Annotated in this window: 23 protein-coding genes; 12 read left to right on the top strand and 11 right to left on the bottom strand. The window is 70.6% G+C overall.

Annotation, left to right across the window (positions count from 1 at the left end; genetic code table 11):
- Positions 1-56 precede the first annotated feature (56 nt).
- On the top strand, positions 57-821 hold the full coding sequence (locus ACFQ6S_RS25945) for an alpha/beta fold hydrolase (protein WP_383414285.1): 765 nt from the start codon (positions 57-59) through the stop codon (positions 819-821).
- 27 nt (positions 822-848) lie between these two features.
- Here ACFQ6S_RS25945 and ACFQ6S_RS25940 read toward each other — a convergent pair whose 3' ends face one another.
- Both ACFQ6S_RS25940 and ACFQ6S_RS25935 read right to left on the bottom strand, forming a co-directional pair.
- On the bottom strand, positions 849-992 hold the full coding sequence (locus ACFQ6S_RS25940; RefSeq protein WP_383414282.1) for a hypothetical protein: 144 nt from the start codon (positions 990-992) through the stop codon (positions 849-851).
- Positions 993-1,082: 90 nt separating this feature from the next.
- Positions 1,083-1,658, bottom strand: coding sequence for a dihydrofolate reductase family protein (locus ACFQ6S_RS25935; RefSeq protein WP_383414278.1), 576 nt, complete (start codon positions 1,656-1,658; stop codon positions 1,083-1,085).
- Positions 1,659-1,833: 175 nt separating this feature from the next.
- Here ACFQ6S_RS25935 and ACFQ6S_RS25930 point away from each other — a divergent pair, with 175 nt between their 5' ends.
- From ACFQ6S_RS25930 to ACFQ6S_RS25920, 3 genes are all read left to right on the top strand, one after another.
- Positions 1,834-2,481 carry a helix-turn-helix domain-containing protein gene (locus ACFQ6S_RS25930; protein WP_383414276.1) on the top strand — a complete coding sequence of 216 codons (648 nt, stop codon included), beginning with the start codon at positions 1,834-1,836 and terminating at the stop codon, positions 2,479-2,481.
- A gap of 110 nt (positions 2,482-2,591) precedes the next feature.
- Positions 2,592-3,287, top strand: a complete 696-nt coding sequence (locus ACFQ6S_RS25925) for a hypothetical protein (RefSeq protein WP_383414273.1) — start codon at positions 2,592-2,594, stop codon at positions 3,285-3,287.
- 141 nt (positions 3,288-3,428) lie between these two features.
- Positions 3,429-3,761, top strand: a complete 333-nt coding sequence (locus tag ACFQ6S_RS25920; RefSeq protein ID WP_383414552.1) for a DUF2516 family protein — start codon at positions 3,429-3,431, stop codon at positions 3,759-3,761.
- A 60-nt stretch (positions 3,762-3,821) separates the two neighbouring features.
- Here ACFQ6S_RS25920 and ACFQ6S_RS25915 read toward each other — a convergent pair whose 3' ends face one another.
- The 3 genes from ACFQ6S_RS25915 to ACFQ6S_RS25905 all read right to left on the bottom strand — a co-directional run bounded on the left by ACFQ6S_RS25915 (position 3,822) and on the right by ACFQ6S_RS25905 (position 7,564).
- Positions 3,822-5,123 (bottom strand): PP2C family protein-serine/threonine phosphatase, encoded by a 1,302-nt coding sequence (locus ACFQ6S_RS25915; RefSeq protein ID WP_383414270.1) that lies wholly within the window; start codon positions 5,121-5,123, stop codon positions 3,822-3,824.
- 284 nt (positions 5,124-5,407) lie between these two features.
- Complete coding sequence (locus ACFQ6S_RS25910; protein ID WP_383414267.1) at positions 5,408-6,493, bottom strand: C40 family peptidase; 1,086 nt, start codon at positions 6,491-6,493, stop codon at positions 5,408-5,410.
- Positions 6,494-6,712: 219 nt separating this feature from the next.
- On the bottom strand, positions 6,713-7,564 hold the full coding sequence (locus ACFQ6S_RS25905; RefSeq protein ID WP_383414264.1) for a class I SAM-dependent methyltransferase: 852 nt from the start codon (positions 7,562-7,564) through the stop codon (positions 6,713-6,715).
- A gap of 201 nt (positions 7,565-7,765) precedes the next feature.
- On the opposite strand from ACFQ6S_RS25905, the gene mshA reads away from it, so the two are divergent.
- The 3 genes from mshA to ACFQ6S_RS25890 all read left to right on the top strand — a co-directional run bounded on the left by mshA (position 7,766) and on the right by ACFQ6S_RS25890 (position 11,416).
- Positions 7,766-9,103 (top strand): D-inositol-3-phosphate glycosyltransferase, encoded by a 1,338-nt coding sequence (mshA, locus tag ACFQ6S_RS25900; protein ID WP_383414262.1) that lies wholly within the window; start codon positions 7,766-7,768, stop codon positions 9,101-9,103.
- Positions 9,096-9,596, top strand: a complete 501-nt coding sequence (locus ACFQ6S_RS25895; protein ID WP_383414259.1) for a YbjN domain-containing protein — start codon at positions 9,096-9,098, stop codon at positions 9,594-9,596. Before mshA ends, ACFQ6S_RS25895 begins: the two co-directional genes overlap by 8 nt.
- A gap of 152 nt (positions 9,597-9,748) precedes the next feature.
- The gene (locus tag ACFQ6S_RS25890) at positions 9,749-11,416 is read left to right on the top strand and encodes a glycosyl hydrolase family 28-related protein (RefSeq protein ID WP_383414256.1); all 1,668 of its coding nucleotides are present in this window, start codon (positions 9,749-9,751) and stop codon (positions 11,414-11,416) included.
- Here ACFQ6S_RS25890 and ACFQ6S_RS25885 read toward each other — a convergent pair.
- Positions 11,395-12,201, bottom strand: a complete 807-nt coding sequence (locus ACFQ6S_RS25885; RefSeq protein WP_383414253.1) for an AraC family transcriptional regulator — start codon at positions 12,199-12,201, stop codon at positions 11,395-11,397. The two genes, ACFQ6S_RS25890 and ACFQ6S_RS25885, sit on opposite strands and share 22 nt — an antisense overlap.
- A gap of 49 nt (positions 12,202-12,250) precedes the next feature.
- Here ACFQ6S_RS25885 and ACFQ6S_RS25880 point away from each other — a divergent pair, with 49 nt between their 5' ends.
- A complete protein-coding gene (locus tag ACFQ6S_RS25880) occupies positions 12,251-12,688 on the top strand; it encodes a DUF2000 family protein (protein ID WP_383414250.1) in 438 nt (145 codons plus the stop codon).
- Between the two features lie 10 nt (positions 12,689-12,698).
- Here the strand turns inward: ACFQ6S_RS25880 and ACFQ6S_RS25875 are convergent, their stop codons facing one another.
- A complete protein-coding gene (locus ACFQ6S_RS25875; protein WP_383414248.1) occupies positions 12,699-12,914 on the bottom strand; it encodes a dehydrogenase in 216 nt (71 codons plus the stop codon).
- 34 nt (positions 12,915-12,948) lie between these two features.
- Complete coding sequence (locus tag ACFQ6S_RS25870; RefSeq protein ID WP_383414549.1) at positions 12,949-14,205, bottom strand: MDR family MFS transporter; 1,257 nt, start codon at positions 14,203-14,205, stop codon at positions 12,949-12,951.
- A 166-nt stretch (positions 14,206-14,371) separates the two neighbouring features.
- On the opposite strand from ACFQ6S_RS25870, the gene ACFQ6S_RS25865 reads away from it, so the two are divergent.
- Positions 14,372-15,133: a phosphoglyceromutase gene (locus ACFQ6S_RS25865; RefSeq protein WP_383414245.1), complete on the top strand. Its 762-nt coding sequence runs from the start codon at positions 14,372-14,374 to the stop codon at positions 15,131-15,133.
- Positions 15,134-15,270: 137 nt separating this feature from the next.
- The gene (locus ACFQ6S_RS25860; protein ID WP_383414243.1) at positions 15,271-17,943 is read left to right on the top strand and encodes a SpoIIE family protein phosphatase; all 2,673 of its coding nucleotides are present in this window, start codon (positions 15,271-15,273) and stop codon (positions 17,941-17,943) included.
- Positions 17,944-18,043: 100 nt separating this feature from the next.
- Here the strand turns inward: ACFQ6S_RS25860 and ACFQ6S_RS25855 are convergent, their stop codons facing one another.
- Both ACFQ6S_RS25855 and phoU read right to left on the bottom strand, forming a co-directional pair.
- Complete coding sequence (locus ACFQ6S_RS25855; protein ID WP_148000054.1) at positions 18,044-18,208, bottom strand: hypothetical protein; 165 nt, start codon at positions 18,206-18,208, stop codon at positions 18,044-18,046.
- Between the two features lie 113 nt (positions 18,209-18,321).
- A complete protein-coding gene (phoU, locus tag ACFQ6S_RS25850) occupies positions 18,322-19,023 on the bottom strand; it encodes a phosphate signaling complex protein PhoU (protein ID WP_383414240.1) in 702 nt (233 codons plus the stop codon).
- Between the two features lie 368 nt (positions 19,024-19,391).
- On the opposite strand from phoU, the gene ACFQ6S_RS25845 reads away from it, so the two are divergent.
- Positions 19,392-20,669, top strand: a complete 1,278-nt coding sequence (locus ACFQ6S_RS25845) for a sensor histidine kinase (RefSeq protein WP_383414237.1) — start codon at positions 19,392-19,394, stop codon at positions 20,667-20,669.
- Positions 20,666-21,346 carry a response regulator transcription factor gene (locus ACFQ6S_RS25840; RefSeq protein ID WP_015659563.1) on the top strand — a complete coding sequence of 227 codons (681 nt, stop codon included), beginning with the start codon at positions 20,666-20,668 and terminating at the stop codon, positions 21,344-21,346. The genes ACFQ6S_RS25845 and ACFQ6S_RS25840 overlap by 4 nt, the downstream gene beginning before the upstream one ends.
- A gap of 96 nt (positions 21,347-21,442) precedes the next feature.
- Here the strand turns inward: ACFQ6S_RS25840 and ACFQ6S_RS25835 are convergent, their stop codons facing one another.
- Positions 21,443-22,150, bottom strand: a complete 708-nt coding sequence (locus ACFQ6S_RS25835) for a DUF461 domain-containing protein (protein WP_383414235.1) — start codon at positions 22,148-22,150, stop codon at positions 21,443-21,445.
- Positions 22,151-22,303: the final 153 nt, after the last annotated feature.

Raw genomic sequence — 22,303 nt, 5'->3', positions numbered from 1 at the left:
GCGGGTCCGAGCGGTCCCACGGCATGACGCGATTCCCCGGGAAGGAAGTGAGGACCATGCCGACCAGCTCCGGTTACGCCAAGGTCAACGGCCTGGAGATGTACTACGAGGTCCACGGCGCCGCCCGTGACACCCGACGCCCGCTGGTGCTGCTGCACGGCGGCGTCACCACCGTCGGCCTGTCCTTCGCCGCCCTGCTGCCCGCCCTCGCGGCCGACCGGCACATCGTGGCCCCCGAGCTCCAGGGACACGGACACACCGCCGACATCGACCGCGCCCTGACGGTGCCGGACCTGGCCTCCGACGTGGTGGCGCTGCTCGACGAACTCGGCATCCAGCAGGCCGACTTCTTCGGCTACAGCCTCGGTGGTCTGACCGCGCTCGACATCGGGATCAGGCATCCCGGCCGGGTGGGCCGGCTGGTGCTCGCCGCGACCCAGTACCACCAGGACGGCGTCCACGACGAGGTGCACGCCGGCGACTTCGACTCGCCGCGGCTGCCCGGCGAGGCGGACTTCCGGGAGATGGCCGAGGCGTACGCGGCCTGCGCGCCGGATCCGGGGCACTTCGAGGACTTCCTCGCCAAGATCTCGGTCGCGGCGAACGCCCCGCTGCCCTGGACCGCCGACGACCTGCGTACCGTTCAGGCCCCCACCCTGCTGGTCATCGGCGACACCGACTTCGTACGCGTCGAGCACGCCGCCGAGATGCGGCGGCTGATTCCCCGCTCCCGGCTGGCCGTGCTGCCCGCCACGACGCACATGACGCTGATGCGGCGGACGTCCCTGCTGCTGCCGATGGTGAGCGAGTTCCTCGACTGAGCCGGGCGGCCGAGGGGATTCGGGGCGCTACAGCACGCGGAGGTTGGCCAGCGGGATGTTCCATTCGTTCCGCTCGATGTTCCCGTGGTCGTCCCTGGCCACGGCCGGCACCGCTGCCAGCATCAGACCGGCGACGACAGCGGCCAGCACGGCGACGACACGACGCTTCACGATGCCTCCTCGACTACGACGGTGCCGCCCACCTTGCTTCGTGCCGAAAGCCCGGCCGCGGCGGACACGCCGCCCGGGCGTCGAATTCAGTCAGTGGAGGGCGGGCCGGTAGACGAGCTCCTGGACGTGACCGTCGAGCGTCCGGTTCTCGATCAGCTCCAGGTCGAAGTCGGCCGCCCCCCGGAAGATCGGGTCCAGCCCGCTCCGGCCGGTGATGACGGGGAAGAGCGTCACCTGCAAGCGGTCGACCAGGCCGGCGGCCAGCAGCGCCCGGTTCATCGACAGGCTGCCGTGCGAGCGCAACGGCACCTCGGACTCCTCCTTGAGCCGGGCGACGACGTCGACGGCGTCACCGCTCACGACGGTCGCGTCCGGCCAGTCGAGGGGGCCTTCCAGCGTCGTCGACACCACCGTCGCCGGCAGGTTCCTCATCCGGGTGACCCATGGATCCCGCACGTCGGAGTCCTCGGTGGCGGCGGCCAGCATCCGCGCGAAGGCCCGGTAGGTGTTGGCCCCGAAGACCATCCGCTGTTCCGGGTCGTACAGGGCGAGGCGGTGTTCGAGCAGCTCCGGGCCCTGCTTGCCCCAGTAGCCGGTCCAGTCGGCGCCGGCGGCGCCGTAGCCGTCCAGGCTGGAGAAGACGTCGAAGGTGTAGGTAGCGGTCATGTCGTTCTCCTCGATGCGTTTGGTTCTCGGTGACCGTCGCACCCGTAGACCCGGCACGCATCCGAAACTCATCGCCGTGCCAACGGCGAGGGGGCGCTGGGTCGGCACCGTGGCGTGGCACACTTTTGCAAGCGGGTGCTTGCAATAGTTAGCGACGGTGCGGCAAGGTGGAGGCATGGCATCGCTCAACGTCGGCAATCTCGGTGAGTATCTGCGCGAGCAGCGGCGCAACGCGCAGCTGTCCCTGCGGCAGCTCGCCGACGCCGCCGGGGTGTCCAATCCGTATCTGAGCCAGATCGAGCGCGGGCTGCGCAAGCCGAGCGCGGAGGTGCTGCAGCAGGTCGCCAAGGCGCTGCGGATCTCCGCCGAGACGCTGTACGTCCGCGCCGGCATCCTCGACGCCGAGCGGGACCGGGACGAGGTGGAGACGCGCGCCGTCATCCTCGCCGATCCCACGCTGAACGAGCGGCAGAAGCAGGTGCTGCTCCAGATCTACGAGTCCTTCCGCAAGGAGAACGGATTCGGGATATCCCCCGAGGCGGACGAGACGGCCGAGGCGGACGAGATCGTGGTCGAGTCGGCCACGGTCGTCGGCCCGGACCAGGACGACCCGCGCAGCGACGGTCCGTCCGACGGTGCGGCGGATGCCCAGGACGGCGACGCCGACGTACGCCGCAGCCGTACGACCCGCAAGAACGGCACGGCCGACGGCGGCCGCAAGTCCGCCGCGCGCCGTAGCCGCACGACCCGCACCACCCGTACGTCCGACGGCAGCGACGCCGGCCCGGAGAACCCGACCGACCCGCAGCAGTCGGCCGGCTGACCATGAGCCGCCGTGCGCGTTATGCGTACGGGCAGGCCGCCGTCAGCCGTCCGGCCGACCGCGGGGACCCAGAACCCTCACCTCAAAAGCAACCCGGGAGGACCATCACCATGGCCATCGCCGACGACCTGCGTAAGACCCTCAGCGACCCGACCCCGCTCTACTTCGCCGCCGGTACCGCCGACCTGGCGCTCCAGCAGGCCAGGAAGGTGCCCGGCCTGGTGGAGCAGCTGCGCTCCGAGGCGCCGGCCCGGTTCGAGGCCGTTCGCAACACCGACCCGAAGTCCGTTCAGGAGAAGGCCACCAGCCGCGCCAAGGAGGCGGGCGCCAAGGCCAAGGAGGCGCAGGAGACCTTCCAGACCAAGGTCAACGAGTTCGTCACCAGCCTGGACGCCGACATCAAGAAGTTCGGCAGCAACATCGACGCGGACTTCAAGAAGCTCGGCAGCAGCCTCGACGCCGACCTGAAGAAGTTCGGCGAGAGTGCCCAGGACTTCGCGCTGCGCTCCATCGGTGTCGCCGCCGAGTACGCCGTCAAGGCCCGCGAGACCTACGAGAAGGTCGCCGAGCACGGCGAGCAGACCGTGAAGACCTGGCGCGGCGAGGCGGCCGAGGAGATCGAGGAGTTCGCGATCGCCGTCGAGCCGAAGACCGAGCCGGTCGAGGTCAAGGAGAGCAGGACCGAGGCCAAGCCGGCCGAGGTCAAGCCCGCCGCCGAGGCCGCCCAGGCGAAGAAGGCCCCGGCCAAGAAGGCTCCGGCCCCGCGCAAGGCCACGGCCAAGAAGACGCCCCCGTCCGCCAAGTAACACGGACGGGTGAAAAGGGACCGTTGGACACGGGTCGGGCACTTACCGAGTGCTCGGCCCGTTGTTCGGGTAGCGGTCCGGAGGTTGCGGGTACGGTGACCGCGTAGGTACGAGCCGAATCAGGTGGTGGACGTTGTGCTGATGCAGGGCTTCGCGGGGTTCATGTGGCTGCTGAGCGTGGCCCTGATCCTCTTCAGCGGCTTCGCGCTGATCGACGCGGCCACGCGCCGCGACGACGCCTACCGTGCCGCGGACAAGCAGACCAAGCCGTTCTGGCTGATCGTCCTCGGCCTCGCCTTCGTGGTGAACCTGATCTTCAACATCCTGTCGTTCCTGCCGATCATCGGCCTCATCGCGACGATCGTGTACATGGTCGACGTACGCCCGGCCATCAAGACCCTCCCGGGCGGAGGCCGCGCCGGAAAGGGCTCCAGCAGCGACGGCCCGTACGGCCCGTGGAACGGCGGCCGCTGATCAACCCCTGAGGGACACCGCCCCCCAAGGGCACGGCAGAAGCCCTGCGGCGCGCCCCGCTCAGACCCCCCGGTCCAGCAGCAGCACCGCCACGTCGTCCGTCAGCTCGCCCCCATTGAGGTTCCGGACCTCATTGACGGCCGCCCGCAGCAAGGCCTCGCCCTGCAGCCCCTCGGAGAGCTGGCGGCGGACCATCTCCACCATGCCGTCCTGCCCGAGCCGCTCGCGCCCCTCGCCGATCCGGCCCTCGATCAAGCCGTCGGTGTAGAGCATCAGGCTCCACTCCGCCCCCAGCTTCACCTCCATACGAGGCCAGCGAGCACCGGGCAGCAGACCGAGCGCGGGCCCGTTGTTGTCGTACGGCAGCAGCTGCGCCGGCCGTCCGGGCCGGGCGAGCAGCGGCGACGGATGGCCCGCGAGGCAGAGCCCCGCCCGTCGGCCGTCCGGCGCGATGTCCACCGTGCAGAGGGTCGCGAAGATCTCGTCGTCGGCCCGCTCGTGCTCCAGGACCTTCTGCAGCGTCCCCAGCAGTGCGTCCCCGCACAGGCCGGCCAGCGTCAGCGCCCGCCAGGCGATCCGCAGCTCCACACCGAGGGCGGCCTCGTCGGGGCCATGCCCGCACACGTCGCCGATCATGGCGTGGACCGTGCCGTCGGAGGTGCGGACGACGTCGTAGAAGTCACCGCCCAGCAGGGCACGCGAACGCCCCGGACGGTAGCGCGCGGCGAACCGCAGCGAGGAACCCTCCAGCAGCGGCGTCGGCAGCAGACCTCGCTCCAGACGCCGGTTCTCCTGCACCCGTATACGACCCTCGGCAAGTCGTCGCTCGGCGGTGTCGGAACGTTTCCTCTCCACGGCGTACCGGATCGCGCGGCTCAGCAGCCGCCCGTCCAGCTCGTCCCGGAAGAGATAGTCCTGCGCGCCGACGCGCACGGCCTCGGTGCCGCGCTCGGCGTCACCGGAGGCGGTCAGCGCGAGGACGGCGTGACGGGGCGCGAGCTTCAGGACGTGCCTGAGCACGGCCAGCTCGTCGTCGTCGGCGGCGCGGCCGGGCGCCGACAGGGCGAGGTCCAGCAGGATGCAGTGGACGTCGTCGGTGAGGAGCCGCTCGGCCTCGGTGAGGTTGCGGGCGGTGCGCACCCGGATCGGCTTGCCGGCCGAGTCGAGCAGCTCGGGCACGAGTACCGAGCCGCTGGGATCGTCCTCGATCAGCAGCAGGGTCAGGTTGGTATGCGTGGTGTTATCGACCGCTTCGTCCTTGCCAGGGGCCACCTGCCTGGAGGTGCCGCCTGAGGACACGGCCGGCGCCTGACCAGTCTCCACGGCCGGGATCGCTCTCTGCCGCGGTACGGGTACGGGCATCGTCTTGACTTCCTTCCCTCCCCCCGAGGGCATGGTGGGAACGAGGGGTCTCGATCCACCGACGGGGACCATAGCGGTTGTCGGCGCCGCAGCGGAATGGTGTGGCACACGCCGACTGTGCGCTCGCCGCTGTCATATGCCGCGTTCCGTACCGCAGTTGGACAGGCCGGCGGAGCTGCGGGGATGACGAACGTCACGTCGGGGCTTGGTTTGGTGGCGATATGACGTGCCGTGGGTCACGTGTCGGGCGTCACGATCCGCTCGGTACAAGACGCCCGGAAACCTTACGCATCGGGGCGAACCACCCCGAGGATCGGCATCGACCCGGCCCCCGCGACCGTCACGGTCCGCCCGGGACGCGGGGCGTGGATGATGGCGCCGTCGCCGATGTACAGCGCGACATGGCTGGCGTCGTCGTTGTAGATGATGAGATCGCCGGGCCGCATGTCCTTGATGTCGATGCGGTCGAGCTGCTTCCACTGTTCCTGCGAGGTCCGCGGAATGCCGCTTCCGGCGCTCGCCCAGGCCTTGGACGTCAGACCTGAACAGTCGTATGTCTTAGGGCCCTCGGCGCCCCATTCGTACGGTTTGCCCAGCTGGGCGGTGGCGTACTCGACGGCCTTGCGACCCTGTTCGGAGGCCTTGCCCTTGATGTCCTTCAGGACCCCGGAGTCCAGCCAGGCGGTCTGCGCCTTGTAGGCGGCCTCCTTCTCCAGCTCGGCGAGGCGCGCCTTCTCCTCCTTCTCCAGCTGCGACTCGAGCTGTTCTGCCGCCTTGATCTGCTTCTCGATCTTCTTCTGGGCGGCGGCCTTGGCCTTGCGGCCGGCCTCCAGCTTCTTCCACTGGGCGGAGGCGTCCTTGGCGTACAGCTCCAAGTCCTGCTGGGTGCGGGTCATTTCCGCCAGCAGTCCCTTGGTCGCGCGCTCGCCCTGGAGCACCCGCCCCGCCCCGTTGAGGAAGGCCGCCGGATCGTCGCTGAGCATCAGCTTCGCCTCGTCGGGCAGCCCGCCCGAGCGGTACTGGGCGGCGGCCGCGGCCCCGGCACGCTTCTTCAACTCGGCGAGCCGCTCCTGGCCTTTGACGATCTTCTTGGCCAGCGAGACGATCTCGGCGGACTGCTTCTCGGCCGCCTCCTCGGCGGCGTTGTACTCGTCCGTGGCGACGGCCGCGGAGTGGTAGAGCTTCTCGAGCTTCTCCCGGACCTCCTCAAGCTCCCTGTTCGACACGGGGGTCGGCGAGGAGGAGGGTGAGACGCTCGGGGACGGGCTGGGGGAGGGTGCCGCGAAGGCCGTACCCGGTGCCGCCAGTGCGGTGACCGCGCAGACGACGGTCACGGCCGCCGTGATCAGGCCGCGCTTGCGCGTACCCATATCTGTGCCCCCAAACTGATGTCTCGTCAGTAACATACGAGCGTCCGGGGGATCGTGCCACGACGGCGCGCAAAGTGACAGAGGTCTACTTCCCCCCGTTCCTTCCCCGTCATGTCGATCTCCCCGCCTTTGTGACGTACGACTCGCAGAGATCGTTCCGTGATCCGTGGACGACCGGGAAAACGGGAGGGAAAGGGCGGGAGACGAGACGAGCGGTGTCTACGCCCGCGGCGCCAAAGCTCCCCACCGCAGCGTCACTTCGCCCTGCCGCCACCGCCCCGGCCCGTCCGTCACCGGCCAGTCGGCCGCGAGGTCCCGCACCGCCCTGATCCAGCGCTGGCGAGCGCCGTAGGAGGCGTAGGGCGCGGCCGCGGCCCAGGCGCGGTCGAAGTCGCGCAGGAAGGCGTGCACGGGCTCGCCCGGAACATTGCGGTGGATCAGCGCCTTCGGGAGCCGCTCGGCCAGGTCCGACGGCCGTTCCAGCGACCCCAGCCGGGTCGCGAAGGTCACCGTGCGAGGCCCCTCCGGCCCGAGTGCGACCCACACATGCCGGCGCCCGATCTCGTCACAGGTCCCCTCGACCAGCAGCCCGCCACGGGACCCGGACGCCGTGTCGGCCGGCGCGAGCCGTGCGCACAGCCGCCGCCAGACCCCGGCGACCTCGTCCTCGTCGTACTGACGCAGCACATTGGCGGCGCGGACGAGGAGCGGCCGCTGCGGGACGGGGATCTCGAACCCGCCGTGCCGGAAGACGAGCCCCTCGCGCTCGTACGGCATCGCGGCGGCGACCCGGGCCGGTTCGATCTCCACGCCGACGACACGCGCGCGGGGCGCCGTCCCGCGCAGCCGGGTCAGGAGCTCGACCGCGGTCCAGGGAGCGGCGCCGTATCCGAGGTCGACGGCGACCGGATCGGCTGCCCGGCGCAGCTCGGCGCCGTGCGTCGCCGCGATCCAGCGGTCCATGCGGCGCAGGCGGTTGGGGTTGGTCGTCCCGCGTGTCACCGTTCCCACGACGGGGATCCTCCCGCTCGGGCGAGGCCGAGGGTGGGGGAGGGCGGCGCGGGCTGTCATGCCTACGAGGGTATGCGGCCCGGCCGCCCGGCAATATCAGCGCCCCGTACGCAGAACACCCTCGAACGGTTGAGCGACACCTGGTAACGCCTAGGCAAAAACCCTGACACCCGGAATTGGAACCCCATCCTCCGGTGTTGGAAGCCCTGGAGGGCGCTCAACCCTCCAGCAGGCATGCCCGCGGCCAAGGAGGAACGCCACGTGAGCCAGTACGTCAGCAGGCTCGGGCGTCGCTCCCCGGCGACCCCCTCGCGACTCAGGCTGCACCGCCGCCCCCGCCGCGTCGCCATGCTCTCCGTGCACACCTCACCGCTCCACCAGCCCGGCATGGGCGACGCCGGCGGTATGAACGTATACATCGTGGAGCTCGCGCAGCGCCTCGCCGCGATCAACATCGAGGTGGAGATCTTCACGCGCACCACCGCCGCGGATCTCCCGCCCGTCGTCGAGCTGGCCCCCGGCGTCCTGGTCCGGCACGTGGACGCGGGCCCCTACGAGGGCCTCAACAAGGAGGACCTCCCCGCTCAGCTCTGCGCCTTCACCCACGGTGTGATGCAGGCCTGGGCCGGCCACCGCCCCGGCTACTACGACCTGGTCCACTCCCACTACTGGCTCTCCGGCCACGTCGGCTGGCTCGCCGCCCAGCGCTGGGGCGCCCCCCTGGTGCACGCCATGCACACCATGGCCAAGGTCAAGAACGCCAACCTGGCCGACGGCGACACCCCCGAGCCCGCGGCCCGTGTGATCGGCGAGACCCAGATCGTCGCCGCCGCCGACCGTCTGATCGCCAACACGGCCGAGGAGGCCGACCAGCTCGTACGGCACTATGCCGCCGACCCCGGCAAGGTCGCCGTGGTCCACCCCGGCGTGAACCTCACCCGCTTCTCGCCCGCCGACGGCCGGGCCGCCGCCCGAGCCCGCCTCGGCCTCCCCCAGGACGCCCTGGTCCCGCTCTTCGCCGGCCGCATCCAGCCCCTGAAGGCACCGGACATCCTGCTGCGCGCGGTGGCCGTCCTCCTGGACGAGCACCCCGAGCTCCGCTCCCGGATCGTCGTCCCGGTCGTCGGCGGCCCCAGCGGCAGCGGCCTCGCCAAGCCGGAGGGCCTGCAGAAGCTGGCCGCCCGCCTGGGCATCGCGGATGTCGTACGGTTCCGCCCGCCGGTCGGCCAGGAGCAGCTCGCCGACTGGTTCCGGGCGGCATCGGTGCTGGTCATGCCGTCGTACAACGAGTCCTTCGGGCTGGTGGCCATCGAGGCGCAGGCGGCGGGTACGCCGGTGCTCGCGGCGGCGGTGGGCGGCCTGCCGGTGGCCGTGCGGGACGGCCGTACCGGATTCCTCGTCCAGGGCCACAACCCGGCCGACTACGCGCGCGTGCTGCACGCCTTCGCCGCCGACCCGCACCTGTCGCCGCGGCTGGGCGACGCCGCCGCCCGGCACGCCCAGTCCTTCGGCTGGGACACCGCGGCCGCCGCCACGGCGGACGTGTACACGGCAGCGACCCAGGCCCACCGGCGTCGCGTACGCTCCCACCATGGCTGACGCACAGAAGGCGGCGCAGGTCGTCGAGGGGGCCCTGAAGGACGCCGAGCTGGAGTGGGAGAGCCCCGCCTCCGGCACCTACGTCGTCAAGCTCCCCGGCACCCGCAAGCTGTCGACGACGGTGTCCCTGATCGTCGGCCGCCACTCCCTGTCGCTGAACGCCTTCGTCATCCGCCACCCCGACGAGAACGAGGCCGGCGTCCACCGCTGGCTCCTGGAGCGCAACCTCAAGCTGTACGGCGTGAGCTACGCCGTCGACCGGCTCGGCGACGTCTACGTCACCGCCAAGGTGTCCCTCGCCGCCGTCGGCGCCGACGAGATCGACCGCCTGCTCGGCCAGGTCCTGGAGGCGGCGGACGGCGCGTTCAACACCCTCCTGGAGCTCGGCTTCGCGTCCGCGATCCGCAAGGAGTACGAGTGGCGCGTCGCGCGCGGAGAGTCGACGCGCAACCTGGACGCGTTCACTCATCTGACCCAGCGCCCGTCCGACTGACGCAGAGGCCGGCCAGCTCGGCCTAAAGGTCCGCACCAACTCACCGCGCACGACCCCTTCCGCGCTCCCGCGGGGCCATGGCATGCTCACGGCCATCGCACTTCTGAACGTCGTTCACATCCATGAAGAGCCGCATGGAAGGACGTACGCACATGGGCCCTGCGCACCTCACCAGACGGACCCTGCTCGCCGGGGCCACGGCCGTGGCGCTCGGCGCGGCCACGGGCGCGGCGACCGGTAGGTCACACGCCGCTGCCGGCGAAGTCCCGCCCCTCTGGCGCGAGTTCACCCGCACCCCCTTCACCCACCCCCAGATCCCCTATGTGGGCCGGGCCGGCCACCGCGGCGGAGCGTCCCGCTTCCCCCGCCGCCGAGTCGTCGCCGACGCAGGCGACTTCGGCGCCGTGGCGGACGGCACGACCGACTCCGCCCCCGCGATCAACCGTGCCATCGCCGCCGCCGGAAGGGCCGGCGGTGGCACGGTCACCATCCCGCCCGGCACCTTCCGCATCGACGACGTGATCCGCGTCGGCCACTCCGGCGTGGTGCTGCGCGGCGCCGGAAGCGGCGCTACGAAGCTCTACGCGACGAAGAACCTCACCGAACTGATCGGCCCCTACGGCTCCCGCTACGGCGGCGACAAGTCGTCGTGGTCCTGGGCCGGCGGCCTGATCTGGCTGGCGCCCGAGGCCCGTTGGAACTCCCTGGTCGCCGCGATCAGGGCGAAGGCGTGGCCCTTCGAGGGCTGGACGGGCAACCGGCGGGACGAGTGGCGCCCGCTCACCGCGGTCGCCCCGGCGCGACAGGGCTCGTGGACGGTGACCGTCACGGACCCCTCGCCCCTGCGCGCCGGTGCCCTGGTCCTGCTCCGCCTCGCCGACGACGCCGACCACACCCTCCTGGAGCACATGTGCGGCGGCGGCCCGGGCCCCGAGTCGTACACCTGGGACGACAAGACGAAGCTGACGTCGTACGTCCCCTACGAGTGGCCGGTCCGCATCGCCCGCGTCCAGGGCCGCAAGGTCACTCTGGAACGCCCGCTCCCGCTCGACGTACGCCCGGAATGGAACCCGCAACTGACCACCCACGCAGCGGAGTTGACCGGATCGGGTGTCGAGGGCCTGACCCTGGAGGCAGCGGAGACCCCACAGCAGCCCCACCTCCTCGACAAGGGGCACAACGGCGTCGTACTCCAATGCGCCTACGACTGCTGGGTGGACGATGTGACGGTCCGCCACGTCGACAACGGATTCGGCCTGGTGGCGGCCTCCGCCTGCACGCTGCGCCGCACACGCGTGGCCGGCCGGGGCAGCCATCACCCCTACTTCTGCCGTGAGGGCTCGCACGACAACCTGATCGAGGACTTCACCATCGAGGCCCGCACCACCCCGGCCCCCTCGGGCACCCAGCTGCACGGCATCAACGTCGAGGGCCTGTCCTCCTACAACGTCTGGTCACGCGGCGACATGCGGATGGGCACCTTCGACAGCCACCGCGGGCTGCCGTTCGCCAACGTCCGCACCGACATCACGGTCGACAACAATGGCCGCCATGGCGGTGACGCGAGCGCGGGACCGCTGTTCGGCGCACGCTTCACCCACTGGAACGTCCGGGTGACCAACGGCCGCGCCGGCATGATCCGCCTCGACGGCCTGGCGCCGTACTCCGCCACGGTCGGTCTGAGCGAGGTCAGGGAGTTCGACCAGATCGACGTACCCGATTTCGCGGGGGATCTCCGGGCCCGTCTGGAGCTGTACGGCACCACGGACGTCGTACGCCCGCGCAATCTGTACGACGCTCAGCGCGCGCTGCCGCGATAGCGCCCCGGAGGTACGCCCACCAACTTCCGGAAGTGCCGGGTCAGATGGGACTGGTCGTAGAACCCGGTCGCGACGGCCACCTCGGCCGGCGACCGGCCCTCCAGGAGCAGCCGGCGGGCGCGGTCGACCCGGCGGGACATCAGGTACTGGTGCGGGGCGATGCCGTACGCCGTGCTGAACGACCGTACGAGATGGGCGGGATGGGCCCGCACGAGCCCGGCGGCCTCGTCGAGCGCGATGCCCTGCACGACCCGCTCGTCGAGCAGTTCGCGGAGCCGGCGGGCGAGGGCTGGATCGCGGCGCGGGACGTCGGTGAGCGTGCTGGGCCGCAGCTGCGCGCGCAGCCGGTCACCGATCAGGGTCAGCCTGCTGTCCGCCTCCAGCTCGTCGCCGGGGTGGGCGAGGGCGGCGTGCAGCTGACCGACGCGCAGCCGGAGCACCGGGTCCCGCAGGTCGGGGGAGTCCACCGCCGGGCCGATCAGGTCGTCGCCCAGGCGGGTGCCGTCCAGGTAGAGGACGCGTTTGCGGAAGCCGTGCGGGGTGGCGGGCGAGCCGTTGTGGGGGACGTGCGGCGGGAGGAGGGACACCGTGTCTAGCGGGGTGCCGTGCTCGTGCCGGTCGAGGTCGTACCGGACGGCGCCGTCGTCGACGATGAGCAGCGTCCAGGCCTCGTGCACATGCATCGGGTAGGCGTACTCGGTGAAGTGCGCGTGGAAGACCTCGGTGACGCCCGGGACGGAGGGGCGCCACGCGGAGACTTCCCGGCGGTTCCGTGCGGCGGCCATGCAAAGAACGTACAAGACGCGGTCGTACGGTGTCGGTGAGCCTCGTCGTATGAGCGATACGAGTGATCAGGTCCCTGTCCGTTTCGACACCAAGATCGCCGTCCTGCTGCGCGAGGACCTGGAGCCGTGGCAGCGGCTGAACGTCACGGCGTTCCTGGTCAGCGGCCTGGGGACGGAACTCCCCGAGGTGATCGGGGAGCCGTACGAGGACGCGGACCAGGTGGCCTACCTGCCGATGTTCCGCCAGCCGGTGCTGGTCTTCGAGGGCACGAAGGAGACGCTGAAGGCGGCCCACACCCGCGCCCTGTCCCGCGCCCTGCCGCGCGCGCTCTTCACGTCCGACCTCTTCACGACGGGCAACGACCGGGACAACCGGGCGGCGGTGCGGGCCGTGTCCACGGGGGAGCTGGATCTGGTGGGACTGGTCGTGTACGGGCCGCGGAACGCGGTGGACAAGGTGATGAAGGGGGCGCGGATGCATCCGTGAGCGGGAGGGATCATCCGGGGCGGTACATCTGCGGGTGCGGGCACGGCTCCAGCGGGTCCGAATCCCGGTCCGCCCACTTCCACCAGACATGGCGCTCGGGGCAGCCCCAGAGCACGCGGCAGGTCCGCCTGCCGTCACTCGCTGACCGGCCGGCGAGCACGAAGCCGCCGAATCCCAGGGCGGCGCCGCATCGGGGGCAGGTCGGCGGCGGGGTCCGCGAGGTCATGCAGCGCACCATACCGTCGGCGCGGTGGACGTGGTCATGCCGCGCTGACCTCCGGCTTCGCGTCGGACGGGGTGCCGGTGGCTGCCGGTTCCGTTGCCGGGAGGCGGCGCATCAGGGCGCCGTATCCGATCGCCGCCGCGGTGCCGACGAGCGCGCACAGCCCCCACAGCCACTCGGCGCCGAAGCGGTCGATGACGAAGCCGGACATCAGCGGGGCGACCAGGGCCGCCACCGCCCAGGACAGGGTGTACATGCCCTGGTAGCGGCCGCGCCCGTGGGCGGGGGAGAGGCGGACGACGAGACCGGTCTGGGTGGGGGCGTTCAGCATTTCGCCCAGGGTCCATACGCACACCGTCAGGGCGAAGACGCCGACCGAGCCGGCGAACGCGGTGAGCCCGAAGCCGTACCCGGCGAGCAGCGAGGAAACGATGAGGATCCGTCCCACGTCCCGGCGTTCGATGAACCGCGTGACCGGGATCTGGAGAGCGACGATCAGGACGCCGTTGACGGCGATGGCCAGGCCGTAGTCCGCGGGCGAGAACCCCGCGTCGCCCATGGCGATCGGCAGTCCGATCGAGCCCTGCTGGAAGACGAGGGCGACCAGGAAGGACAGCCCGACCACGGTCATGAAGCGCCCGTCGCGCAGAACGGTGCCGAGCCCGACCTGGTCCTCGCCCCCCTTGGTGTGCTCCACCGCGGGCCGTGACTCCGGCAGCTTCACGAACACCACGACCGCGCAGACGGCCGTCATCCCCGCCTCGATCAGGAACCCGGCGAGATAACTGACCTCGGCGATGAACCCGGCCGCCATGGAGGAGATGGCGAACCCGAGGTTGATGGCCCAGTAGTTGAGCGAGAAGGCCCGCACCCGGTCCTCGGGCCGCACGATGTCGGCCATCATCGCCTGCACGGCGGGCCGGGACGCGTTCGAGGCCGCACCGACGAGGAAGGCGACGCCGGCGATGGCGACGGGGTGGTGCACGAACCCGAGCACGGCCACGGACACGGCGGTGGAGGCCTGCGCCACCAGCAGCGTCGGCCGCCGCCCGAGCCGGTCGGTCATGACCCCGGCCCCGATCGACGAGACGACCCCGCCGAGCCCGTGCAGCGCGGCGACCAGACCGGCGTAGGTGGCGGAGTAGCCGCGGTCGAGGGTGAGGTACAGGGCCATGAAGGTGGCGACGAAGGCGCCGAGCCGGTTCACCAGCGTGCTGGTCCACAGCCACCAGAACTCGCGGGGAAGCCCGGAGACGGTTTCTCGGGTGGCGCGTCTCAGGGCGGCGAGCGGCATAGGGGTCCCCACGTGTTGGATGTAAGTAGCCAAGGCGGCAACCGCAACTTACAAACGCGCCACTCGGGGAGGCCACTCAATTAACGGATCCCGTCAACTGTCAGGCGGCTGTCCGGCTGGTGGGCGGGCCTCCTGGGGCCCGAATGCGTGGATTACGCTCTGAGGCATGGCCGACGCACCGTACAAGCTGATCCTCCTCCGCCACGGCGAGAGCGAGTGGAACGCGAAGAACCTGTTCACCGGCTGGGTGGACGTCAACCTCAACGAGAAGGGCGAGAAGGAGGCAGTCCGCGGTGGCGAGCTCCTGAAGGACGCCGACCTTCTGCCCGACGTGGTCCACACGTCCCTCCAGAAGCGCGCGATCCGCACCGCGCAGCTGGCCCTCGAATCCGCCGACCGTCACTGGATCCCGGTCCACCGCAGCTGGCGCCTGAACGAGCGCCACTACGGCGCCCTCCAGGGCAAGGACAAGGCGCAGACCCTCGCGGAGTTCGGCGAGGAGCAGTTCATGCTGTGGCGCCGCTCCTACGACACCCCGCCGCCGCCGCTCGAGGACGGCACGGAGTTCTCCCAGTCGGACGACCCGCGCTACGCGACGATCCCGCCGGAGCTCCGCCCCCGCACGGAGTGCCTGAAGGACGTCGTCCTGCGCATGCTCCCGTACTGGTACGACGGCATCGTCCCCGACCTCCTGACCGGCCGCACGGTCCTGGTCGCGGCCCACGGCAACAGCCTCCGCGGCCTGGTCAAGCACCTGGACGGCATCTCGGACGAGGAGATCTCGGGCCTGAACATCCCGACGGGCATCCCGCTCTACTACGAGCTCGACGCCGACTTCAAGCCGGTGACGCCGGGCGGCAAGTACCTCGACCCGGAGGCGGCTGCGGCGGCGATCGAGGCGGTCAAGAATCAGGGCAAGAAGAAGTAGCCTTTGTGATCATGCCCCTGAGCTGCACTTATGGTGCGGGTCGGGGGCATTTTCATGCCCTGGGCCCATCGCGGATCCTGGTCCATTGCTTGGACAACCCATAGCCAGCAGGTAGCGCCGATGCTACAAATGCCCCCATGTCCGACCGATTCGACCGGTTTGAGTGGATCCCGCTTCGCTCGCTGGTCGGCAAGAGCCCTCGGAGTGTCGCCGGCCAGGTGTTCGTGCTGCAGGTGGCGTTGGTCGTGCTGCTCGTGGTCTGCGGTGTCGTCGCCCTGATTCTGCAGTCGAGCCGGGACACCCGGACCGAGGCGAAGCGCCGTTCCATAGCCGTGGCCCAGACGTTCGCGCACTCCCCGGGCGTCCTCGAGGCGCTGAAGGCATCCGACCCCTCGAAGGTGCTCCAGCCGCTCACCGAAGCCGGGCGCAGCACCGCGGGAGTGGACTTCATCGTGGTCATGGACACCAAGGGGATCCGCTACACCCACCCCATGCCGGACCGGATCGGCAAGCGGTTCGTGGGCACGATCGGGCCGTCCCTGACGGGCAAGGTGTACACCGAGAGCGTCCACGGCCCGCTGGGCGACGAGGTTCAGGCGACCGTTCCGATCAACAACGCCGAGGGCCGGGTGACCGCCCTGGTCTCCGCCGGGCTGAAGGTCAAGAACGTGACCGGCGAGGTGTACCGGCAACTGCCGATCATCCTGGCCGCCGGGGCCGGAGCGCTCGTGGTGTCGACGGCCGGCACGGCGCTGGTGAGCAGAAGGCTGCGCCGCCAGACCCACAGCCTGGCCGCGCACGAGATGAACCGCATGTACGAGCACCACGACGCCGTGCTGCACTCCGTGCGCGAGGGCGTGCTCATCATCGACGACGACGGACGGCTGCTGCTGGCGAACGACGAGGCCAGGAGGCTGCTGGAGCTGTCCCCGGACGCCGATGGACGGCAGGTCGGGCAGCTGTCCGGTCTCGAGGACGAAATGGTGGACCTGCTCGTCTCCGGACGTGAGGCCACCGACGAGGTGCACTTCGCGGGCGAACGGCTGCTGGCGATCAACCAGCGGCACACGGACCAGGGCCCCGGCCCGGGGGCGACGGTGGTGACACTCCGCGACACCACCGAACTGCAAGCGGTCTCGGGCAGGGCGGAGATCGCACGGGAGCGGCTCAAGCTGCTGTACGACGCGGGCCTGGGCGTCGGCACCACCCTCGACGTGGCCCGCACGGCCGATGAGCTGGCGCGGATCGCCGTACCCCGCTTCGCCGACTTCGTGACCGTGGACCTGGCCGCCGGCGTCGTGCAGGGCGAGGAGCCATCCCCCACGGCGACCGACATGTGCCGGGTCGCCGCGCACGGCATCCGGGACGACCACCCCCTCTACGAACGGGGCCGGCTGATCGACTTCCTGCCCTCCACCCCGCAGGCACGCGGCTACGGCACCGGGCGCTCCGAGCTGGTGCCCGACCTGACGACGGCGACCGGCTGGCAGGCGCAGGACCCGGAACGCACCTGGCAGATCCTCGACTACGGCATCCACTCGCTCATCACCGCCCCGATCCAGGCCCGCGGCGCGGTGCTGGGCATGGTCAACTTCTGGCGTACCAAGCAGCACGACCCGTTCGACGAGGAGGAGCTGTCGCTGGCCGACGAGCTGGTGGCGCGTGCCGCGGTCAGCATCGACAACGCCCGCCGGTTCACCCGCGAGCACGCCCTCGCGGTCACCCTCCAGCGCAGTCTGCTGCCGCGTGCCCTGCCCGAGCAGAGCGCACTCGACGTCGGCTCCCGCTACATCCCGGCCCAGTCGGGGGTGAGCGGGGACTGGTTCGATGTGATCCCGCTGCCGGGGAGCCGGGTGGCGCTGGTCGTCGGCGACGTGGTCGGCCACGGCCTGCACGCGGCGGCGACGATGGGCCGGCTGCGCACCGCGGTGCACAACTTCTCCACGCTCGACCTGCCGCCCGACGAACTGCTGAGCCACCTCGACGACCTCGTCGGCCGCATCGACCAGGACGAGGCCCGCGCGGAGACGACCGCGGAGGTCGTGGGCGCCACCTGCCTCTATGCGATCTACGACCCCGTGACGCGCCGCTGTGTGATGTCGCGTGCGGGCCACCCGGCGCCCGCGCTGGTCCGCCCCGACGGCGAGGTCATCTACCCCGACCTGCCGGGCGGGCCGCCGCTCGGCCTCGGCGGCATGCCGTTCGAGACGGCCGAACTCGACCTCGCCGACGGCACCCAGCTCGTCCTGTACACCGACGGCCTCATCGAGGACCGTACCCGCGACCTGGACGTGGGCCAGGAACTGCTGCGCAAGGAGCTGACCGGCCGCCCCGACCGGTCGCCGGAGGAGAGCTGCCAGGCGGTGGTGGACGGACTGCTTCCCGCGGGCCCCAAGGACGACGTCGCCCTGCTCATCGCCCGCACCCGGGCGCTCCCGCCCGACCAGGTCGCCGACTGGGACGTGCCGCCCGACCCGTCGGCCGTGTCGGGGATGCGTGAAGCCGTGTCGGCCAAGCTGGAGCAATGGGGTCTGGCCGAACTCGGCTTCGCCATGGAACTCGTCCTGAGCGAACTGATCACCAACGCCATCCGCTACGGCTGTGAGCCGATCCATGTACGGCTGATCCGCGACCGCACGCTGATCTGCGAGGTCTCCGACGCCAGCAGCACCTCGCCGCATCTGCGGTACGCCGCGACGACCGACGAGGGAGGCCGGGGTCTGTTCCTGGTCTCACAGATGACCGAGCGCTGGGGCACGCGGTACTCCGCACAGGGCAAGGTGATCTGGGCCGAGCAGGCACTGCCCTAGGTCACGTACGACGAAGGGCCCCGGCCGTCGCGCCGGGGCCCTTCGTCGTCGTACGAGATCCACGGCGTCGTACGCCGCGGTGTCTTCGTGTCCTACACGCTCACCCGCACTGGCAGGGGTTCCCGGACTGGCATCCGCACCCGCACCCCGAGCCGCAGCCGCAGGCGCCGAAGAGCGGGAGGCTCCTGATGTCGGCGGGCTGCTCGGTCGGGCGTTCCTGGGTGGGGTCGGGCGTCGTGCCGGGCGTGCTGGGGGATTCGGCCATGGTCCCTCCTCGGGGCTGGTGCCTGTGCCCATTCCATGCCCGCTCCGCCAGGCGCATCAACGGCGCACAGAGGCCCGAGCCGTTCCCGGCCCGAGCCCCCGGCACGAAGCGGGCTACGCCCCCTCCGCCCCCGAAACCGGCTGGATGTCGGGCTGGATGTCGGGCTGAAGCTCATCCGCGTGCTCACCCGTCACCAGGTAGACCACGCGCTTGGCGACCGCCACCGCGTGGTCGGCGTAGCGCTCGTAGTAGCGGCCGAGCAGCGTCACGTCGACCGCCGTCTCGATGCCGTGCTTCCAGCGCTCGTCCATCAGGTGCTGGAAGAGCGTGCGGTGGAGGAGGTCCATCGCGTCGTCGTCCTGCTCCAGCTGGAGCGCCAGGTCTACGTCCTTGGTGACGATCACCTCGGCCGCCTTCGCCATCAGGCGCTGCGCGAGCTGGCCCATCTCCAGGATGGTCGCGTGCAGGTCCAGCGGGATGGCGCGCTCGGGGTAGCGCAGCCGCGTGAGCTTCGCCACGTGCTGGGCCAGGTCGCCGGAGCGCTCCAGGTCCGCCGACATACGGAGCGAGGTGACGACTATCCGGAGGTCCGTGGCCACCGGCTGCTGGCGCGCCAGCAGGGCTATGGCCCGGCCCTCCAGGTCGTGCTGGAGGTCGTCGACCTTCTGGTCGCCCTCGATCACGCTCTCGGCCAGCTTCAGGTCGGTGTCGAGGATCGCCGCCGTGGCGCGCCCGATCGCCGACCCGACCAGCCGGGCCATCTCCACCAGACTGTCGCCGATCGAGTCCAGTTCCTCGTGGTACGCGTCCCGCATCAGGGTCCCTCTCTTACGTCTGCCTCGGGGGTTCCGGAGGCCAGGAGACTGTCGTCGGACCGGCAGCCCTGTCGTTGATTCGGACCGGCAGTCCTACGGTCAGGACCTCCGACAGTAAGACCGTCGTGAAAACGACAGTCGGACTGTCGTGAAACCGCCAGTGCGATCTCTACGCTAAACCGACGGTGTGATCTACGCGCAGAACAGGCCGTACGAACCCCACGACCTCACGATCCGGGTTCTACGCGTCCGTTTCCGCCACCCCAAATGAACCAACACTGGCTCCAAGGTGAACTCTGGGCGACGAGTGTTCGAGCTCGCACTCCGACGGCTGTGGGCAGTGCCCGCGACATGCCTAACCTGGGTGCATGGACGTGAACGCGGCGGTCGCCGCAGCGGCAGCGATCGCCGGGGTTCTTACCGGTGTGATCGCCATGCTGGCGTTCCGCTGGAGCGAGCGCGACCTGAAGCGACCCACCAGGACCTCTTTGCACACCGACCCTGTCCTGCCGCCCGGCGTGGACACGGTCCTGTCGGTGCTGCGCTCCTCCGCGGTGGTCCTCGACGAGGGGGACGCGGTCGTCAAGGCCAGCTCGGCGGCATACGCCCTCGGTCTGGTGCGCGGCGGCAAGCTCTCGGTCGAGCCGATGCTCCAGATGGCCCGGGACACCAGACGTGACGGTGAGATACGGCAGGTCGAGCTGGATCTGCCCAGGCGTGGCACCGGACGCGGCGAGGCGCTCGCCGTGTCCGCCCGTGTCGCGCCCCTCGGCTCCCGCCTCGTCCTGCTCCTGGTCGAGGACCTCACCGAGGCCCGGCGCATAGAGGCGGTCCGACGTGATTTCGTCGCCAATGTGAGCCATGAGCTGAAGACGCCGGTCGGCGCGCTCTCCCTGCTGTCCGAGGCCGTCATGGACGCCTCCGACGACCCCGAGGCCGTGGAGCGCTTCGCGGGCCGGATGCAGATCGAGGCGACCCGGCTCACCAACCTGGTGCAGGAGCTCATCGACCTGTCCCGGGTGCAGAACGACGATCCGCTGGAGGACGCCGAGCCCGTCCGCGTCGACGAGCTCGTCGCCGAGGCCATGGACCGCTGCCGGCACGCCGCCGGGACGAAGCAGATCACCATGGCGGCCGGCGGCGTCGAGGAACTCAGCATCTGGGGCAACCGCGGCCAGCTCGCCGCCGCCCTCGGCAATCTCGTCGAGAACGCCGTCAACTACTCGCCCGCCCGCACCCGCGTCGGCATCGCCGCACGCCGGCTCACCGCCCCGGGCGGGGACCATATCGAGATCGCCGTGACCGATCAGGGCATCGGCATCTCGGAAAAGGACAAGGAGCGCATCTTCGAGCGCTTCTACCGCGTCGACCCGGCCCGTTCCCGTGCCACTGGTGGCACCGGCCTCGGTCTCGCGATCGTCAAGCACGTGGCCGCCTCGCACGGCGGGGAGGTCACGGTGTGGAGCTCCGAGGGACAGGGCTCCACGTTCACCCTCCGGTTGCCGGAGGCGGGTGCGGCCCGCGACCGCGCACAGCAGCACCCCGATCTCGACGACGAGGCCGGGCAGCCCGCACTATCCAAATCCCCCACTTCCCCCGACTCACCTGCGTACGAAACGCTTTCCGCCCCGGAGGTCCTTCCGTGACCCGAGTGCTTGTCGTCGAGGACGAGGAGTCCTTCTCCGACGCCCTGTCGTACATGCTCCGCAAGGAGGGCTTCGAGGTCGCGGTTGCGACCACCGGGCCCGATGGTCTCGACGAGTTCGAGCGCAACGGCGCCGACCTCGTCCTCCTCGACCTGATGCTGCCCGGCCTGCCGGGCACGGAGGTCTGCCGCCAGCTGCGCGGCCGTTCAAATGTCCCGGTGATCATGGTCACCGCCAAGGACAGTGAGATCGACAAGGTGGTCGGCCTGGAAATAGGAGCCGACGACTACGTCACCAAGCCGTTCTCCTCGCGCGAGCTGGTCGCCCGTATCCGGGCGGTCCTGCGCCGTCGCGGCGAGCCGGAGGAGGTGACGCCGGCCGCCCTGGAGGCGGGCCCCGTCCGGATGGACGTGGACCGCCACGTGGTCACGGTCTCCGGCTCCAAGGTCGACCTTCCGCTGAAGGAGTTCGACCTGCTGGAGATGCTGCTGCGCAACGCGGGCCGTGTGCTGACCCGTATGCAGCTCATCGACCGGGTCTGGGGTGCCGACTACGTCGGTGACACCAAGACCCTCGACGTCCACGTCAAGCGTCTGCGCGCCAAGATCGAGCCGGACCCGGGCGCGCCTCGGTACCTGGTGACGGTGCGCGGCCTCGGCTACAAGTTCGAGCCGTAAACCGACGCGGCGCACGAGCGCCACGCGGAAGAAGGGCGGGACCCCCGGAGTCGGGGGTCCCGCCCTTCTTCTACGTGCTACGGGTTCTACGACCGCTCAGTGGCCGGCCGCCGACTGAGAGGCGCTGTCGGACGCGGTCGGCGTACCGGCCTCGTCGCCCGCCCCGGCACCCGCCCCGGCACCGGCGGTCTCCGTCGCGCTCCCGGAGGCCTCGCCGGTCGGCGTGGCCTCGGCGCCCGGGGATCCGGTGGGCGAACCGCTCGGCGAGGCCGTCGTATCCGGCGTCGACGGGACCTCGCTCGGGCCCCAGCCCTTGAAGAAGCTCTCGGCCGGCACGACGAAGGCACGCAGGCTCACGTCACCGGTCTTGCTGAAGGTGAAGGTGATCTTCTGGGCGTTGCCGTCCCGGATCGCCTCACGGCTGCTGGGCAGCACGGCGGAGGCGTTGTCCTTGCCGCCGAGGATCAGCCTGCCACCGGCCGGGATGGTCAGGCTGCCGCCCTTGGCGGCCTTGAGCTCGGCGGTCTTGTCGGTGTCGTCCACCTTGATGGCGTCCAGCGTCTGCGCGGTGCTGCCGGAGTTGAACAGCGTCGCGGAGACCACGGCGGGGCCGGTCGACTCCAGGTCGGGCTGGGTGATGACGGTGGCGTTCTGGATCTTGATGTCGCCGACGCTGGTGGCCGCGTTGTCCGGCTTGATCTCCAGGGTCTGGGCGTTGTTGCCGGCGGCGCAAGCGGCGAGCGAGGTGATCGAGAACGCGAGGGCGGCGGCGGCGAGTGCGCCGCGTCGAAGGCTGCTGCTCACGGCGGCGGCAACTCCTTGACTCGAACGGGCGGAGGCGTAAAGCCGCCCTAAGGGTCTGTCAGCGGCCTTAGGTTACCGAGCCGTTCCGGCGCGACCGCACCCGACCCTCCCCTCAGCGCCGAACTGCCGTCGAAGTACCTCTTCCGCCACCCG

It is taken from the genome of Streptomyces sp. NPDC056479 (assembly GCF_042795335.1).
GTDB lineage: Bacteria > Actinomycetota > Actinomycetes > Streptomycetales > Streptomycetaceae > Streptomyces.
The sequence above is the reverse complement of the archived record's forward strand: the minus strand, read 5'-3'. Positions and strand labels throughout refer to the sequence as shown.

Excerpts from the sequence above, each read along its gene's own strand:
- ACFQ6S_RS25945 (WP_383414285.1), top strand. The coding sequence starts at position 57 with ATGCCGACCAGCTCCGGTTACGCCAAGGTCAACGGCCTGGAGATGTAC.
- ACFQ6S_RS25935 (WP_383414278.1), bottom strand. The coding sequence starts at position 1,658 with ATGACCGCTACCTACACCTTCGACGTCTTCTCCAGCCTGGACGGCTAC.
- ACFQ6S_RS25930 (WP_383414276.1), top strand. The coding sequence starts at position 1,834 with ATGGCATCGCTCAACGTCGGCAATCTCGGTGAGTATCTGCGCGAGCAG.
- ACFQ6S_RS25925 (WP_383414273.1), top strand. The coding sequence starts at position 2,592 with ATGGCCATCGCCGACGACCTGCGTAAGACCCTCAGCGACCCGACCCCG.
- ACFQ6S_RS25920 (WP_383414552.1), top strand. The coding sequence starts at position 3,429 with ATGCAGGGCTTCGCGGGGTTCATGTGGCTGCTGAGCGTGGCCCTGATC.
- ACFQ6S_RS25915 (WP_383414270.1), bottom strand. The coding sequence starts at position 5,123 with ATGCCCGTACCCGTACCGCGGCAGAGAGCGATCCCGGCCGTGGAGACT.
- ACFQ6S_RS25910 (WP_383414267.1), bottom strand. The coding sequence starts at position 6,493 with ATGGGTACGCGCAAGCGCGGCCTGATCACGGCGGCCGTGACCGTCGTC.
- ACFQ6S_RS25905 (WP_383414264.1), bottom strand. The coding sequence starts at position 7,564 with ATGACAGCCCGCGCCGCCCTCCCCCACCCTCGGCCTCGCCCGAGCGGG.
- ACFQ6S_RS25895 (WP_383414259.1), top strand. The coding sequence starts at position 9,096 with ATGGCTGACGCACAGAAGGCGGCGCAGGTCGTCGAGGGGGCCCTGAAG.
- ACFQ6S_RS25890 (WP_383414256.1), top strand. The coding sequence starts at position 9,749 with ATGGGCCCTGCGCACCTCACCAGACGGACCCTGCTCGCCGGGGCCACG.
- ACFQ6S_RS25885 (WP_383414253.1), bottom strand. The coding sequence starts at position 12,201 with ATGGCCGCCGCACGGAACCGCCGGGAAGTCTCCGCGTGGCGCCCCTCC.
- ACFQ6S_RS25880 (WP_383414250.1), top strand. The coding sequence starts at position 12,251 with ATGAGCGATACGAGTGATCAGGTCCCTGTCCGTTTCGACACCAAGATC.
- ACFQ6S_RS25875 (WP_383414248.1), bottom strand. The coding sequence starts at position 12,914 with ATGACCTCGCGGACCCCGCCGCCGACCTGCCCCCGATGCGGCGCCGCC.
- ACFQ6S_RS25870 (WP_383414549.1), bottom strand. The coding sequence starts at position 14,205 with ATGCCGCTCGCCGCCCTGAGACGCGCCACCCGAGAAACCGTCTCCGGG.
- ACFQ6S_RS25865 (WP_383414245.1), top strand. The coding sequence starts at position 14,372 with ATGGCCGACGCACCGTACAAGCTGATCCTCCTCCGCCACGGCGAGAGC.
- ACFQ6S_RS25860 (WP_383414243.1), top strand. The coding sequence starts at position 15,271 with ATGTCCGACCGATTCGACCGGTTTGAGTGGATCCCGCTTCGCTCGCTG.
- ACFQ6S_RS25855 (WP_148000054.1), bottom strand. The coding sequence starts at position 18,208 with ATGGCCGAATCCCCCAGCACGCCCGGCACGACGCCCGACCCCACCCAG.
- phoU (WP_383414240.1), bottom strand. The coding sequence starts at position 19,023 with ATGCGGGACGCGTACCACGAGGAACTGGACTCGATCGGCGACAGTCTG.
- ACFQ6S_RS25845 (WP_383414237.1), top strand. The coding sequence starts at position 19,392 with ATGGACGTGAACGCGGCGGTCGCCGCAGCGGCAGCGATCGCCGGGGTT.